We start from the raw sequence: 15495 nt of genomic DNA, 5'->3' as shown, positions 1-15495 counted from the left end.
TCCCTCATTTTAGTTACGCTGAGTGACGAGCTCAGCGCAAACAATTTTTAATTAAATACGTGCCACAATTGCCGCAGCAACATCACTGGTGGTGTACCCTGCATTTGGGTAGATATCTGGCGTACCGACACCGGCTTCAACCGCTTCTGCTACCGCTTTTTCAATCGTACGAGCCGCTTCATCTTGCCCTAGTGAGTAACGCAACATAAGCGCAGCACTTAAAATTTGTGCGATTGGGTTTGCAACCCCTTTACCAGCGATATCAGGTGCTGAGCCACCAGCTGGTTCATACAAACCAAAGCCAGACTGATTTAAACTCGCTGATGGTAATAAGCCCATAGAGCCTGTGATCATCGCGCACTCATCAGACAAAATGTCGCCAAACAAGTTATCGCAAAGTAATACATCAAACTGACTTGGCTGTTTTACTAACTGCATTGCCGCGTTATCAACATAAATGTAGTCAAGGCTTACCTCTGGGTAGTCTTTGCTCACTTCAGAGACAACTTCACGCCAAAGTACGCTGGTCGCCAACACATTCGCTTTATCAACCGAGGTAACATGATTACTACGCAGCTTAGCGGCTTCAAATGCAAAGCGTGCGATGCGCTCAATTTCTTTACGTGAGTATGTTTGGGTATCGAAAGCAGCTTCTTGCTCCCCTTCGCCACTGCGGCCTTTTTCACCGAAATAAATACCACCGGTTAACTCGCGCACACATAAGATATCAAAGCCTTGTGCACTGATATCTGCACGCAGCGGTGATGCAGCACTTAGTGCTGGTAATAATTGTGCTGGGCGTAAATTACAGAACAAACCAAAATGCTTACGCAGTGGCAACAGTGAAGCTCGCTCTGGTTGCTCGTTCGGTGGTAAGTTTTCCCACTTAGGGCCGCCTACCGAGCCAAATAAAATCGCATCGGCATTTTCACAAGCACTAAGAGTGCTTTGCGGCAGTGCCTGACCAAACTGATCAATGGCAGCACCACCAATCGCGTGGTGATGACGAGTCAAAGTAAAACCAAACTTTTCGCTTACAGCATCCAAGACGGTTTCTGCTGCTGCCATAACTTCTGGACCAATCCCGTCGCCTGCTAATACTGCGATACTGTAATTCGATTGACTCATCCTGCTTTCCTCTGTTGTTTTAAATCAGACACTTTTTGTGCACGATAAATTAAGTTATAAACGCGGATCATAGCGCGTACCGACGCTTCAACCACATCCGCTGCAATGCCCGCGCCGTGATATGGGCGACCATCGTATTTAGCGATAATATTCACTTGTCCTAGCGAGCTGGCACCTTGGCCTGTTGCTTCTAGGTTGTATTCAATCATCTCAACCGACATACCCGTTAAGCGCTCAATTGCTAAGAATGATGCTTCGACAGGGCCGTTACCTGTTGCTGCTTCTTGCTTAGACTCGCCATCAATTGTCATGCCGATTGTTGAGCTCGCCACTGATTGTGAGTTAGACGTAGAGTTAACAAATTCAAGCTGGTACTTTTCGTCTTTATCTTTGATTTGATTAAAGTAAATCATCGCTTCTAAGTCGTAGTCATACACAGTACCTTTTTGGTCTGCTAATGCTAAGAAGCTGCTGTATAAGCTATCCATATCGTAATCAGATTTTTGATAGCCTAACTCTTCTAAACGATGCTCAATTACATGACGACCTGAACGCGAAGTCATGTTTAATTGGTTATTTGGTACACCAACACTTTCTGGCGACATAATTTCGTAAGTGTTTTGGGCTTTTAATACGCCGTCTTGGTGGATCCCTGAGCTGTGTGCAAAGGCATTTTCACCAACAATTGCTTTGTTTGGTTGCACTGGCATATTACAAATCTTCGCGACTTGACGCGAAGCACGGTAAATTTCTTCACTACGAATATCGGTATGCACTTTTAAGTGGTCTTCACGCATCTTCATGATCATCGCCACTTCTTCAAGCGAACAGTTACCTGCGCGCTCACCAATACCATTAATCGTACATTCGATTTGGCGAGCACCGGCTTGTACCGCTGCGATTGAGTTAGCAACCGCTAAACCTAAATCGTTATGGCAATGCACGCTTAAACGCGCCTTGTCGATATTTGGCACATTGTTCATTAAGTGATGGATCATCGCAGCATATTCGTCTGGCGTTACATAGCCTACGGTGTCAGGTAAGTTGATAGTTGATGCACCCGCATCAATAGCGCTTTCAACGATACGGCATAAATCCCAATGCGGTGTACGACCTGCATCTTCACACGAAAACTCAACGTCATCGGTGTAGTTACGCGCAAGTTTAATCGACTTAACAGCCATTGCCGTTGCATCGTCTAAGCTCATACGTAATTTGTGTTCAAGGTGTAATGGACTGGTTGCAATAAATGTATGAATACGGCCCTGCTCTGCCGGGCGAAGTGCTTCACCACATGCTTCAATATCTTTTGCAACAGCACGTGCTAAGCCACAAATAATCGGCCCTTTTACTTCAGTCGCAATGCGCTGTACAGAGCGAAAATCTGCCGGGCTAGATACCGGAAAACCCACTTCCATTACATCCACATTTAAGCGGCTAATGGTATGCGCAAGTTGAATTTTGTCGTCTTCGGTTAGGCTTGCTTTTAATGCTTGCTCACCATCACGTAACGTTGTGTCAAAAATCCAAACCTTATCTTTCATAAACTGTCCTCGTTCCCAATGACCCATTAGCGAGATAAAAAAAACCCCGCGGTTGCGGGGTTTTTTAATGTTCTACAAATGCAAATACACTAAGCCCCGCTCACTGATTTAAGCAGTAAGAGGTTTAGTTTTAATGTAATTGAATGTGTAATTTGCATCTTAATTTACTAAATGTGTGTTCAGTGGCTGTATTTTTAACATTCAAAAAACTTGCTTGCAAGCATAATTTTTCCACAAAAGCGATTTTTAAATCGCCTTAATGAAATTAAAAATCCACAAAAATGCATTTTTAAGGTTAATTAACCCTCACTGAGTGTGTTGAACGTTTAAAGTTTCGGAAGGTAAAGCCTCTATTGCTTAGATTAACTTTTGCGATTGGTTACTATCACGCACGTATAAAGTGGCACCGCGAGCAATATAACGTAATTGCCAGATTAAACGTTCAACCAGCTCTTCGCGTTGTGTCCCTTCAATATCGAGGGCTTCGGCACCGGCATTAAATACTAAAGTCACCATGGCTTCGGCTTGAATGTATGCATGAGTTGGGTCGCATGGTGTTTCGCTTTCAAGGTAATGCGCAAGCTCTAAAATGAAATGTTTAATTTCACGAGCAACCGCGGCACGAAATGCTTTTGAAGTTCCTGAGCGCTCACGCAATAACAATCTAAATTGGTTGCTCGAGTTATCGATAAACTCCATAAAGGTAACGATTGATGTCGTGATCACACTTCCACCACTCTCAATACGGCGACGCGCTTGGCGCATAAGCTGGCGAAGTGTTAAACCAGCTTCATCAACCATGGTCAAACCGAGCTCATTCATGTCTTTAAAGTGGCGGTAAAAAGAGGTGGGGGCAATCCCTGCTTCACGGGCAACTTCACGCAAGCTTAAATTAGAAAAACTATGATCGGCACTCAATTGATTGAATGCAGCCTCGATTAGTGCTTGTCGTGTTTTTTGTTTCTGTTGCGCTCTAACACCCGACATGGAAACTCCCAGCGTGAACTTTTAATGATTTTTCGGTTAATGAGACAGTCTAATACTTGACGCGGAGAGAATGAAACACTATTTTAGCGTACAACTGTACGCCGAGATTTATTCAGATGAAAAAACCACCGATTATTTGGACCAATGTGCTATTTTTTAGCCTTACATTTTTGGCCGCGATCACCCTTGTTCCTTGGTATGGCTTTAGCTACGGATACACCAGTACACAGTGGATAGCCTTTGTTGGCTGTATGTTCTACGCCGGACTTTCTATTACTGCAGGTTATCACCGTTTATGGGCACACAAAGCCTATGATGTGCACCCTGTTATTGAAGTGATTTTTGCCTTAGGTGGTGCTTTTGCACTACAAAATAGTGCCTTGCACTGGAGTAGCGATCACCGTATTCACCATGGTCAAGTCGATGATCCAATCAAAGACCCTTACGCCGCTACTAATGGCTTTTGGTATAGCCACATAGGTTGGATGCTGCGCGATTATCAAGGCGAGCAATACGGTAACTACAGTAACTGCCGTGACTTACAAAAAAACAAAGTTGTTATGTGGCAACACCGTCACTATATGAAGTTAGTCGTCGCGACTAATTTTGGTATTCCTTTACTACTTGGTTTAATGCTTGGCGATGTATGGGGCATGTTATTACTGGTTGGTTTACTACGCTTAGTATTGAGCCAACATTTTACCTTTTTTATCAACTCGCTGGCGCATATCTGGGGTTCACGTCCATACACAGAAAAAAACACCGCCCGTGATAATGGCTTTTTAGCGCTATTCACCTACGGTGAAGGCTATCATAACTTCCACCATATTTTTGCTAGCGACTATCGCAATGGCATTAAGTGGTATCACTATGATCCAACTAAGTGGATGATCCGCTCTTTAGCGGCAATCGGTCTTGCTTCAAAATTAAAGCGCACACCGATTGAGCGAATCGAAAAAGCCAAAGCAGAAACCTTAATGAATAAGACTCAAGGTCGCCTTGCAAAATTGCCTTTAGCGCAAGATAAGCTTACATTATTACAATCTGAGTACGATTTACTGCTGAAAAAACTGCAACACTTCTGTGCCTTGCAAAAACGCGTGTTAGAAATCAAACGCAATAAAATGATGAAACAATGCGAAAAGTCAGCATTAATGACACAATATCACGAGCTTGAAGCCGCTTGGGAAAACCAAAAGCAGGCTTGGCTTGCACTAAATGCGAGGTTGTTAAAAGCCTCTTTTAGTTAACATAGGAGCGGCTGTGGCCAAACAACAAGTAAAGCAAAAAGATACTCCATCTTATCAATATGATGCGATCATCATAGGTACAGGTCCTGGCGGTGAAGGTACCGCCATGAACCTGTCTAAAAGTAACAAGAAAGTCGCTGTCATTGAGCGCCAAGAAGCGGTAGGTGGCGGTTGTGTGCACTGGGGTACTATCCCGTCAAAAGCATTACGTCATTCTGTAAGCCGTTATATTGAATATAAAGCAAATCCGCTTTTTAATATTAGTGAACGCCCTAACCGCTTAACTTTCCCAGATATTTTGCACCACGCAAGTAACGTCATTTCAAAGCAATCTAATTTACGCAGCAGCTTTTATGAGCGTAACCGCATTCATATGTATCAAGGTGATGCTGAGTTTATTGATAACCACACTATCAAAGTGACGCACCTAGACGGTTCGTTTGAAACTCTTACTGCACAAACAATCGTTATTGCTACTGGCTCGCGCCCTTACCGTCCACCGGGTGTAGACTTTAAACATCCACGTATTTACGACAGCGATACGATTTTAGGCCTTGAAGATGACCCTCATCGTGTGCTGATTTATGGTGCCGGTGTAATTGGTTGTGAGTATGCCTCTATTTTTAAAGGCTTAGGTGCCAAGGTTGACCTGGTAAATACCCGTGACCGCCTACTTGCTTTCATGGATGCGGAAATTTCAGATGCTCTAAGCTATCACTTCTGGAATAGCGGCATTGTTATTCGCCATAATGAAGAGTTTGATCGCGTAGAAACTCGCGATGATTGTGTGGTAATGCACTTAAAATCAGGTAAGCGCGTAAAAGCTGACTGTATTTTATTTGCCAATGGTCGTACTGGTAACACAGACACATTAAACCTTGAAGCTGTAGGCCTAAAAGCGGATGGTCGTGGCCAGCTTAGAGTGAATGAAACATACCAAACAGAAGTCGACAACATTTATGCTGTAGGTGATGTCATTGGTTACCCAAGCCTTGCAAGTGCGGCATTTGACCAAGGCCGTATTGCAGCCGATGCGATTGCAAGTGGTAACTGTGATGAGAAGCTGATCATTGATATTCCAGCAGGTATTTATACCATCCCTGAAATGAGCTCAGTGGGTAAAACAGAGCAAGAATTAACTGCTGCAAAAGTCCCTTACGAGGTAGGCCGTGCTCAATTTAAGCATTTAGCGCGAGCGCAAATTGCTGGCACCGAGGTGGGTAGCTTAAAGATTTTATTCCATGTTGATACCAAAGAAGTACTGGGTGTGCACTGCTTTGGTGAGCGTGCCTCTGAAATCGTTCACATCGGCCAAGCGATTATGGAGCAAAAGAACGGCGGCAATAACATTGATTACTTTGTAAATACAACGTTCAACTATCCGACCATGGCTGAAGCCTATCGCGTAGCTGCATTAAATGGCTTAAACCGTTTGTTTAAGTAACGAAGTGAATATAATACCCAAACCACCTCAAGATGCGAGTTTCAGTTGGAATTAAAAGCGATTTAGGCAAGGCATTGATTGCAAGTAATAGTGGTTCTATTGTTAAAATCAATAACGCAGTATAAATCGCTTTTAAACCAACCCTTTGGGCGTTTCACAGGCACTTACTCTCATCGTTGTTACTTCTTAAAAGGGACTGCCATTCTTGCAAAGTAACGCCTTGATATTAAGCACCTGTGAAACGCTGAATTCTGCATATTGAGGAGGCTTGGGTATAAAAAAAGCCCGCTTAATGCGGGCTTTTTTACGATTAGCTTTTGCTTATTTGTGGTATTTACCACTGAATTCATGAACCGCGTTGATAAACACACCTGCGTTTTCTGGGTCTACATCTGGTGTAATACCGTGACCTAGGTTGAATACATGGCCAGAGCCTGTGCCAAAGTCTTCTAGGATCGTGGCAACTTCTTGGCGAATACGCTCAGGCGTGCCATGCAGCATTGCTGGGTCCATGTTACCTTGCAGCGCTACTTTATCGCCAACACGACGCTTTGCATCACCGATGTTAATAGTCCAGTCTAGACCTACTGCATCACAGCCTGTTGCTGCAATTGCTTCAATCCACTGACCACCATTTTTAGTAAATAACGTCACTGGTACTTTACGGCCATCATGTTCGCGAATTAAGCCATCAACAATCTTGTGCATGTATTGTAATGAAAACTCATTGTAGTCACGTGGGCTTAATACACCGCCCCATGAGTCAAATACCATTAACGATTGCGCGCCCGCTTTAACTTGCGCGTTTAAATAGTCGATTACTGAGTCAGCTAATTTATCAAGTAATAGGTGCAGTGTTTGTGGCTCTGAAAAGGCCATTTTCTTGATTTTACCGAATGTTTTGCTGCTACCACCTTCAACCATGTAAGTGGCAAGTGTCCAAGGTGAACCAGAGAAACCAATTAGCGGTACTTCACCTTTTAATTCGCGACGAATCGTACTTACCGCATTCATCACATAACCAAGCTCATCAGTTGGATCGATATTTGGGATTTTTTTAACATCTGCTAATGAAGAAATCGGACGTTCAAATTTTGGACCTTCACCTGTTTCGAAGTAAAGACCTAAGCCCATAGCATCAGGAATAGTTAAAATATCACTGAATAGAATTGCAGCATCAAGCGGATAACGACGTAATGGCTGTAACGTTACTTCACAAGCAAGTTCAGCGTTTTTACATAAACTCATAAAGTCGCCTGCTTGGGCACGTGTAGCACGGTATTCAGGTAAATAACGGCCAGCTTGGCGCATCATCCATACCGGTGTGACATCAACAGGTTGCTTTTGTAGTGCACGTAAATAACGATCGTTTTTTAATTCGCTCATGCGTATAGAATCCTAGAACTGAATGAAATTGAGCAGATTGTATCACCATATTGCGCGTCTCACTATGGATAGATAATCAAGGCTAGATATAGATCATGTTTTTTCAGCCAACCTAAGCCTAATGTGCGTTTTTTGAGCGAAAACAAAATAAATTTAAAACTTTCTATTAATAAATTTGCAACATACAAAAAAGCTTGGTATAACTTACCCCGCGTTAACAAAAACAATAATAAAAATCTTATAACAATAAGAACAACAATCTTCCCATAATAATAAGAACGCTTGTTTTAACAAGTCTAAGAAAAAGAATTAAACCACCAATTTTGGTGGTTTTTTCTTTTCTAAATCAGCAAATTATAACTCCTCCGCTTAGATAAAAATCGCAAAATTAATACTAGTAGTTTTGAATCAATTCCCATACACTGCAATGAGAGCAAAAAAAGTCCACTCTAAAAACAAGGTCATTTTTTGGCCTATTCAATTCTGAAAAGTATTTCTTTAGAATGACTTTTACAATCTGTTGCAATTAGACACTAAGAATTTAGTTGATCTTTGTGTCATATTTCCTTTTTATATATACAAAGGAAAACCTACTCAGCGAGGAGATGAAATATGCTGACGCGTTTGGAAAAAGCTCAACAAAAATGGGGTGGTAGTCACTCTGTAATCGACAAATGGCTCACAGAACGTCAAGAGCTGCTTGTGTTGTTCTGCCGTATTGCAGGCTTTTCACCGTACGAAAAGAAAGATCATGCCCTTCCTGATCAGCTGCAAATTCAAAACTTTTGCCAAATTCTGATGGATTACCTTTCTGCTGGCCATTTCGAAATTTACGACGACATTGCCAAAGCGTGTGAAGAAAAAGGTCCTGAGAGCCAAAAGCTGGCAAATGCCTTATACCCGCGCATTTCTGAAACCACAGATGTAGCACTCGACTTTAACGACAAATACGCAGAAGTTGACAAAGATGACTTGCTTGATGAGTTTGATAAAGACCTATCAATCTTAGGCGAAGCACTTGAACTGCGCTTTGAGCTAGAAGATGAGTTAATCGACAACTTATATTCTAATCACACCAGCTAACAGCTTAGTTACACAGCAGAGAAACACTCTCTGCTGAAGTGTTTTGCCTTGCCAAAAAGAATCATCTATTCCATTTCGTAACAAATATTTGAAATATTTTTTTCAATGCGATACTCATACTATAAAAACATGAGGCTCGCTATGAATAAACGGTCATTTTTAAAGTCACTTTCAATTCTTGCCGTTGGCGCAAGTCTGACATCAGCTCCTTTAATGGCGGCACAAAATGCTAGTACCCAAACATTAATTAAGCCAAAAGCGCTGGCAAAAGGCGGCACAATTGGGATATGTAGCCCGTCAGCTGCCACTGCTGAGCAGGCTGATATTTTATTAGCACAAGGCGTTATAGAAGCACTGGGTTACAAGGCTAAGCTTGCACCAAACATTTTAGCAAGACGTGGGCATTTAGCTGGCACTGATGCAATGCGAGCCGGCGACTTAAATAGTTTATTCAGCGACAAAGAGGTTGATGCCATTTTGTGTTTACGTGGCGGTTCAGGCGCTGCCCGTATTTTACCTTTGCTCGACTACGCAATGATCCGTAACAACCCAAAACCTCTAATGGGCTATTCAGATATTACCGCTCTTCACAATGCATTACTGTCTCAAGCTGGGTTAATCAGCTTTCATGGCCCAAATGCATCGAGTGACTGGAACCCGTTTCATGTCGCGCAATTTAAGAACATGTTCGAAGCGCGTAAGTTGATGCATTTCCAAAACTTACCAAAAGCCGATGATGAGCTTGTTAACACTCAGTACCTGACCCAAACGATCACATCAGGTAAAGCCTCTGGACGATTAATCGGCGGTAACTTAACAGTACTGACAGCCCTAGCAGGCTCGAATTATTTACCTGACTTTAATGGCGCAATTTTATTTTTAGAAGATATCGACGAAGCGCCATATCGAATTGACAGGATGATGAGCACACTAAAACTTATGGGCGCACTGGATAAGATTGCAGGCTTTGTATTTGGCGATTGTAATGACTGTAAGCCAGGCCGTGGTTATGGATCGTTAACCCTTGACGATATTTTTGCAGATTATATAAAACCACTGGGGATCCCTGCCTATCGTGGGGCTATGATTGGCCATATTAAGCGCCAATTTATCCTGCCTGTTGGCACTGTGGTTGAGCTTAATGCAGATAGTGGCACATTAAAAATGAAAGAAGCGGCATTTAGTTAATAAACTTAGCGCATAAAAAAAGGGCTAAAAAGCCCTTTTTTATTGAGTTAAATATTACTCAGCTGGTACAGCTTTGTCATCGCTTTGGATTTCAAGTAATTCTACTTCAAAAACAAGCGTTGAGTTTGCTGGGATCTTACCAAGATCACGCTCACCGTATGCAAGTTCAGATGGAATAGTGAACTTGTACTTAGAGCCAACTGGCATTAATTGTAAACCTTCAGTCCAACCTGGGATCACACGGTTAAGTGGGAAAGTAGTTGGTTCGTTACGTGAGTAAGAGCTATCGAACTCAGTACCGTCTAATAAAGTGCCTTTGTAGTGTACTTTAACAACGTCAGTTGCTACTGGCTTTTCGCCTTCACCTTCAGTGATCACTTCGTACTGTAGGCCAGACTCAGTTACTGTAACGCCTTCTTTTTTCGCGTTTTCAGCTAGGTATTTTTCGCCTTCAGCTTTGCTCTTTTCAGATTCTACTTTCGCTTTTTCTTGTTGTTTAGTGCGAATGCTTTGATCAAGCGCCGTTAACACTTCACGAATTTTTTCGTCATCAAGTTTAGCGTTACCCGCTAGTGCGTCTTCAAAACCACGCTTAAGAAGTGCTTCGTCTAGTTCAACACCTAGCGCTTTTTTATCAGCAAGGTCTTGGTTTAAGAAATTACCAACAGATGCACCAATACCGTATGCTTGTTGTTGAGCTTCAGTCTCTAGTTTAACTTCAGCTTGCTGTTCTTTTTTTGCTTCCTGATTACAAGCTGTAAGCGCTAAAACTGACGCTGCAATCAATGACAATTTAATCGTCTTTCTCATTTTATATCTCCGACACACTTTGCAGTTGTCAATTATTGTATTATTACTAGTTAAAGATTAACGACCTACATGGTAGGCTGCTTGTCTAATAACTAACGTCATGCTTATGCATGATCAGCGATTAGACTAACAACCTAGGCCTTCAACGAGACCTAGTCTAACCTCTCAATCACTAAGAGTTAAGGGGAAATACTCGTAATATGTCGATATTTCGTACTTTTTTGTATCTGCTCAGCCTTTGCTTAGTTGTAGCCTGCTCTGAGCAACATGAGCAATCAACTGCACGCTATGAGCATGCGGCTAAAGGTGCCTTCGCCAGTGCGCTGTCACACGATGGCAAATACAGCTTAATCTCATCAATACACCATGGGGTCGCACTGTGGGATAATCAACAACAGGTGCTAAAATACCAATGGTTTCAACAACAAAATCAAGATAGCTTGGTTCATACTGTTGCTATCTCTTACGACAATAGCCATGCAGTTACCGCTGAGAAGTCCACCTTTGCAGTGTGGGACATTGCCACGGGCAACAACACGGGTTATTACAAAATACACGCCTCAACAATTCGAGATATCGCGATAAGTAACCAAGGGCGCAGTGTGTTATATGGCCGCGCCGACGGTGTAGTCGTTTACCTCGACTTAGAGAGTGGCAGGCGCATAGAGTTCCTTGGCCACCAAGAAAAAGTCAATGTTGTTGATCTATCGCCTAACGGTCACTACGCCATTAGCGGCTCAAATGATTATGTTGCTTACTTTTGGGATACTCGCACAGGGCAAGTGATTCACCGCTTTAATCACCCAAGTCGCGTTACTCAAGTCGCCCTTGATCCACAAGGTCGTTACGCATTTACCGCAGACAGTATGAAGCAAGCAAATGTATGGCAACTGACTACAGGTGATCTTGTTAGCAAACTGGCGTATATTGCGCGTCAGAAAATTTTTACCGCCGTCCGTTTTAATGATGAAGGCACTTTAATTGCTACCGGTTCACCCAATCGATTGGTTGATTTATGGCAGCTAGAGTCAGGTAAAAAATTACAAACGTGGCAAGTGATTCCTCGTGAAGGAAGCCGCCCGAAATCAGCCGTGGTGTTAGATGTTGCGTTTACTGATAACAACCAAGCGTTATTAACCGAAAGCTCCAGCGGATTCGCTGAAAGTTTTAATCTAAGAGAATCAAATGAATACAATTGAAGATCGTCTAATGGAACTTGAAGCGAAAGTCGCTTTTCAAGATGAAACAATTGAAATATTAAACGATGAGCTTAAAGCGCACCAACAGCAGCTGGCTAAAATGAAACGCCAGACAGAGTTACTTGCAGAAAAGATCAAAGAAGCGCAGCAGCCATCTTTAATGTCACAAATGCAAGAGCCGCCACCGCCGCACTATTAATTAGGTAGTGATAGAGTAATTAGGTAGTGATAGAGCCGGGAATTAATCGCCCGGCTTAAATACACCAATCACTTGCTCAAATTGGCGTGTTGAGGCTTGCACTGCCTGCTCTGGTTGCGTCATTTTGTGGCCACACTGTACGCACTCCACTTTTTCCACATCATGTTCTTTATAAAGCATCATGGTATCCATGGCCTTACACTCAGGGCATGATGCGCCAGCAATAAAGCGTTTCTTTTGTCTCATAGATGATCTCCCGTGGCATGTAGGCGGCTATTTTAGCCTAATAATTCTCTGTTTGATACGATTGCGAAGGCTAATGTGATCCGTGTTATGATAGCGACAATTAAATCAATGCTGTGCAAGTAAACATTCATGATCCAAATTTCAGACATCGAACTTCTACGTGGTGGTAACGCCTTACTAAAAGGGGCCTCTGCAACCTTATTCCCAGAGCATAAAGTCGGCCTTGTTGGCGCTAATGGCTGTGGTAAATCAACGCTGTTCGCGCTATTAAAGTCTGAATTGCAACTCGATGCTGGTGAATGCCAAGTTCCTAAAGACTGGTCAATTGCTTCTGTGAAGCAAGAAACACCCGCGCTCGAAATCAGTGCCCTCGATTATGTATTACAAGGTCACCCTGAATATTACGCGCTAAGAATTGCGCTACGCGAAGCTGAGCAAAATAACGACGGCGATGCGCAGGCAAAAGCACATATTGGCCTAGAACATATTCAAGGCTATAGCATTGAGGCAAAAGCAGGTGAGCTATTACACGGTTTAGGTTTTAGTAATGAGCAAATAGACAACCCAGTGAGCGCCTTTTCTGGTGGCTGGCGTATGCGCTTAAACTTAGCACAAGCACTGATCCGTGATGCCGATTTATTACTGCTGGATGAGCCAACCAACCACTTAGATCTCGATGCGGTTTACTGGTTAGAACGCTTTTTACGTGCCTACACAGGCACTCTAGTGCTTATTTCACATGACCGAGAGTTCTTAGATGCCGTTGTTGACCAAATTTGGCACATAGACGCACAAAAAATAAATGTTTATAAAGGCAATTACTCGCAATTCGAACGCCAAAAAGCAGAGCGCTTATTACAACAACAAGCGATGTTCGAAAAGCAACAAGAGCAAATTGCTCACCTAGAAAAATTCATTACACGCTTCAAAGCAAAAGCCAGTAAGGCTAAGCAAGCACAAAGCCGCGTAAAAGCCCTAGAGCGTATGGAAAAGCTGGCCCCAGCCCATGTTGACTCACCCTTTGATTTTGAATTTGCTGAGCCAACAGCACTGCCAAACCCATTAATGACTCTCGACCAAGCCAAAGCAGGCTATGGCGACACCACCATTTTGCATAGCATCAAGCTAAACCTAGTGCCGGGTAGCCGTATTGCGCTGCTTGGCCGAAATGGTGCGGGTAAATCAACACTGATTAAATTATTAGCTGGCGATTTACAGCCTCAAGCAGGTGAAGTATTTCAGCATCAGGGCTTAAATATTGGTTACTTTGCGCAGCATCAACTCGAGTCACTCGATTTAAAAGCCAGTGCAGTGACCCATTTACAACGTTTAAATCCGCAAGCTCCAGAGCAATCATTGCGTGACTTTTTAGGTGGCTTTGCATTCTTTGGCGATAAAGCACTTGAGCCAGTTGCGCCATTTTCTGGCGGTGAAAAAGCACGTTTAGTACTAGCAATGCTGGTGTACCAAAAGCCAAACCTACTGTTACTGGATGAGCCAACCAACCACCTCGATTTAGAAATGCGCCATGCTTTAGTTATGGCGCTGCAAGGCTTTGAAGGCGCTATGGTGACTGTATCGCACGACCGTCATATGCTTAAAAATACCGCTGATGAGTATTACCTCGTTGATAACGGCGAAGTAACACAATTTGGTTATGACCTTGATGCCTATTACCAATGGCTACTCAATGCCAATAAAGAAGCCGCTAAAAGCCCTGAAGACAATGCCCCTAAAGCACATTCAAGCGTTAACCGCAAAGAGCAAAAGCGCTTAGAAGCTGAGTTCAGAAAGTCAGTGCAGCCGTTGAAAAAGCAAATCGAAAAGCTTGAAAAGCAACTTGATAAGTACTCTACAGAGCTTGGAGAAATCGAAAACGCACTTGCCGACAATGACTTATACTGTGATGAAAATAAAGCCAAACTGACAGAGCTACTCACTAAGCAAGCAAGCGTAACACCCAAGCTTAATGACGTTGAAGAAGAGCTGCTCATGGCACTTGAAGAGCTTGAAGAAAAAGAGCAGGCCTTTGCCGATGAAACCGCTTAACAGCGAACAGTTTTGGCAGTTTGCATGCAAGCTTTACAGCAAAGACGGCATGCAAACCAAGCTACTAGGCTATCAAGACCAGCAAGGCAAAAATGTTAACCTTTGCCTGCTGCTTTATTATCTTGATTCTTTAGAGCTGTCTGTAACCCCCTCTCAACTGAGTGAGCTTGAGTCATGCATTGCCGAATTTGACCAACAAGCTTTACAGCCCCTACGAGCCACTCGCGCCTACCTTAAAACCATTCAAAACGAGGTTTCAGACTATCCCACTATTCGCAAAGAGCTACTTAGTGCAGAACTAAAACTAGAAAAACAACAGCAACAATTACTGATAAACACAGCGAATACTATGATATTTACTCAATGTGAGAATACGGAGAATTTAAAAATTTATATTAGCTAGTTAGAGAGGATAAAGTTTAAAGGGGCGAGGTCAAGCCTATTTGCAGAATGGCTATTTGAGTTCATAAAAGAAAAGGTTTACATGGATTGTGTTGGGTTTCGCTTCGCTCAAACCAACCTACCCGAAGAATGAACAGGCCGAATGCTGAGCGAGACACCACACTAAACAACCCCACCGATCGAATCTGACGTCTGAAAGCTGACAGCTGATAGCTTTTTCACCCATAAAAAAAACCCGAGACTAAGCTCGGGTTTTCTTAATGCTTGATGCATTACTATAGTTGATTACTCAACGATAGTTGCAACAACACCAGCACCAACTGTACGGCCACCTTCACGGATAGCGAAGCGTAAACCTTCGTCCATTGGGAGTTTGAAGGCGGCAGATTAGCCTTTCACTCTAAGCTACTAAAAGCTTCCAGCTTTCTTACAGGCATTAAAAAAGGCCGCCTAGGCGACCTTTTTATAAGCTGTGAAGCTCTATCTGTTGATATTACTCAACGATAGTTGCAACAACACCAGCACCAACTGTACGGCCACCTTCACGGATAGCGAAGCGTAAACCTTCGTCCATCGCGAT

Annotated in this window: 14 protein-coding genes and 2 pseudogenes; 8 read left to right on the top strand and 8 right to left on the bottom strand. The window is 43.0% G+C overall.

Annotation, left to right across the window (positions count from 1 at the left end; translation table 11 throughout):
* Positions 1–51: 51 nt before the first annotated feature.
* From leuB to fabR, 3 genes are all read right to left on the bottom strand, one after another.
* A complete protein-coding gene (gene leuB / locus ABMY41_RS06710) occupies positions 52–1128 on the bottom strand; it encodes a 3-isopropylmalate dehydrogenase (RefSeq protein WP_289097482.1) in 1077 nt (358 codons plus the stop codon).
* Positions 1125–2672 carry a 2-isopropylmalate synthase gene (gene leuA / locus ABMY41_RS06705; protein WP_063528590.1) on the bottom strand — a complete coding sequence of 516 codons (1548 nt, stop codon included), beginning with the start codon at positions 2670–2672 and terminating at the stop codon, positions 1125–1127. The genes leuB and leuA overlap by 4 nt, the downstream gene beginning before the upstream one ends.
* Positions 2673–3029: 357 nt before the next feature.
* On the bottom strand, positions 3030–3659 hold the full coding sequence (gene fabR, locus ABMY41_RS06700) for an HTH-type transcriptional repressor FabR (protein ID WP_054562898.1): 630 nt from the start codon (positions 3657–3659) through the stop codon (positions 3030–3032).
* Between the two features lie 116 nt (positions 3660–3775).
* Between fabR and ABMY41_RS06695 the strand changes: the two genes are divergently transcribed.
* Both ABMY41_RS06695 and sthA read left to right on the top strand, forming a co-directional pair.
* Positions 3776–4909: a fatty acid desaturase gene (locus tag ABMY41_RS06695; protein ID WP_058586121.1), complete on the top strand. Its 1134-nt coding sequence runs from the start codon at positions 3776–3778 to the stop codon at positions 4907–4909.
* 13 nt (positions 4910–4922) lie between these two features.
* The gene (gene sthA / locus ABMY41_RS06690) at positions 4923–6353 is read left to right on the top strand and encodes a Si-specific NAD(P)(+) transhydrogenase (protein WP_175079399.1); all 1431 of its coding nucleotides are present in this window, start codon (positions 4923–4925) and stop codon (positions 6351–6353) included.
* Positions 6354–6674: 321 nt separating this feature from the next.
* On the opposite strand, the gene hemE is transcribed toward sthA, so the two are convergent.
* Positions 6675–7739, bottom strand: coding sequence for a uroporphyrinogen decarboxylase (gene hemE / locus ABMY41_RS06685; RefSeq protein ID WP_287244466.1), 1065 nt, complete (start codon positions 7737–7739; stop codon positions 6675–6677).
* A 612-nt stretch (positions 7740–8351) separates the two neighbouring features.
* On the opposite strand from hemE, the gene ABMY41_RS06680 reads away from it, so the two are divergent.
* Positions 8352–8822, top strand: a complete 471-nt coding sequence (locus ABMY41_RS06680) for an Rsd/AlgQ family anti-sigma factor (RefSeq protein ID WP_054562902.1) — start codon at positions 8352–8354, stop codon at positions 8820–8822.
* Between the two features lie 141 nt (positions 8823–8963).
* Entirely contained in the window at positions 8964–10010 is a 1047-nt protein-coding gene (locus ABMY41_RS06675) for an LD-carboxypeptidase (protein WP_349274378.1), read from the top strand.
* Between the two features lie 54 nt (positions 10011–10064).
* Here ABMY41_RS06675 and fkpA read toward each other — a convergent pair whose 3' ends face one another.
* The gene (gene fkpA / locus ABMY41_RS06670; protein ID WP_054562904.1) at positions 10065–10820 is read right to left on the bottom strand and encodes an FKBP-type peptidyl-prolyl cis-trans isomerase; all 756 of its coding nucleotides are present in this window, start codon (positions 10818–10820) and stop codon (positions 10065–10067) included.
* Positions 10821–11020: 200 nt separating this feature from the next.
* On the opposite strand from fkpA, the gene ABMY41_RS06665 reads away from it, so the two are divergent.
* Together ABMY41_RS06665 and ABMY41_RS06660 are read left to right on the top strand one after the other, a co-directional pair.
* A complete protein-coding gene (locus tag ABMY41_RS06665; protein WP_063529198.1) occupies positions 11021–12019 on the top strand; it encodes a hypothetical protein in 999 nt (332 codons plus the stop codon).
* Positions 12006–12218: a SlyX family protein gene (locus ABMY41_RS06660; RefSeq protein ID WP_054554490.1), complete on the top strand. Its 213-nt coding sequence runs from the start codon at positions 12006–12008 to the stop codon at positions 12216–12218. Before ABMY41_RS06665 ends, ABMY41_RS06660 begins: the two co-directional genes overlap by 14 nt.
* A 42-nt stretch (positions 12219–12260) precedes the next feature.
* On the opposite strand, the gene ABMY41_RS06655 is transcribed toward ABMY41_RS06660, so the two are convergent.
* Positions 12261–12464 (bottom strand): YheV family putative zinc ribbon protein, encoded by a 204-nt coding sequence (locus ABMY41_RS06655; protein ID WP_054562906.1) that lies wholly within the window; start codon positions 12462–12464, stop codon positions 12261–12263.
* Positions 12465–12593: 129 nt separating this feature from the next.
* Here ABMY41_RS06655 and ABMY41_RS06650 point away from each other — a divergent pair, with 129 nt between their 5' ends.
* Both ABMY41_RS06650 and ABMY41_RS06645 read left to right on the top strand, forming a co-directional pair.
* Positions 12594–14513 carry an ATP-binding cassette domain-containing protein gene (locus ABMY41_RS06650; RefSeq protein WP_289097475.1) on the top strand — a complete coding sequence of 640 codons (1920 nt, stop codon included), beginning with the start codon at positions 12594–12596 and terminating at the stop codon, positions 14511–14513.
* Positions 14500–14916 (top strand): TIGR02444 family protein, encoded by a 417-nt coding sequence (locus ABMY41_RS06645; protein WP_287244473.1) that lies wholly within the window; start codon positions 14500–14502, stop codon positions 14914–14916. The genes ABMY41_RS06650 and ABMY41_RS06645 overlap by 14 nt, the downstream gene beginning before the upstream one ends.
* Before the next feature lie 284 nt (positions 14917–15200).
* On the opposite strand, the pseudogene ABMY41_RS06640 reads toward ABMY41_RS06645, so the two are convergent.
* A pseudogene (locus tag ABMY41_RS06640) lies at positions 15201–15287 on the bottom strand (elongation factor Tu); the annotation flags it as partial.
* Between the two features lie 121 nt (positions 15288–15408).
* Positions 15409–15495 (bottom strand): annotated as a pseudogene (locus ABMY41_RS06635) (elongation factor Tu); the annotation flags it as partial.

Source organism: Pseudoalteromonas sp. BZA4, from assembly GCF_040104395.1.
In the GTDB taxonomy this organism is placed as follows: Bacteria; Pseudomonadota; Gammaproteobacteria; order Enterobacterales; family Alteromonadaceae; genus Pseudoalteromonas.
The sequence above is the reverse complement of the archived record's forward strand: the minus strand, read 5'-3'. Positions and strand labels throughout refer to the sequence as shown.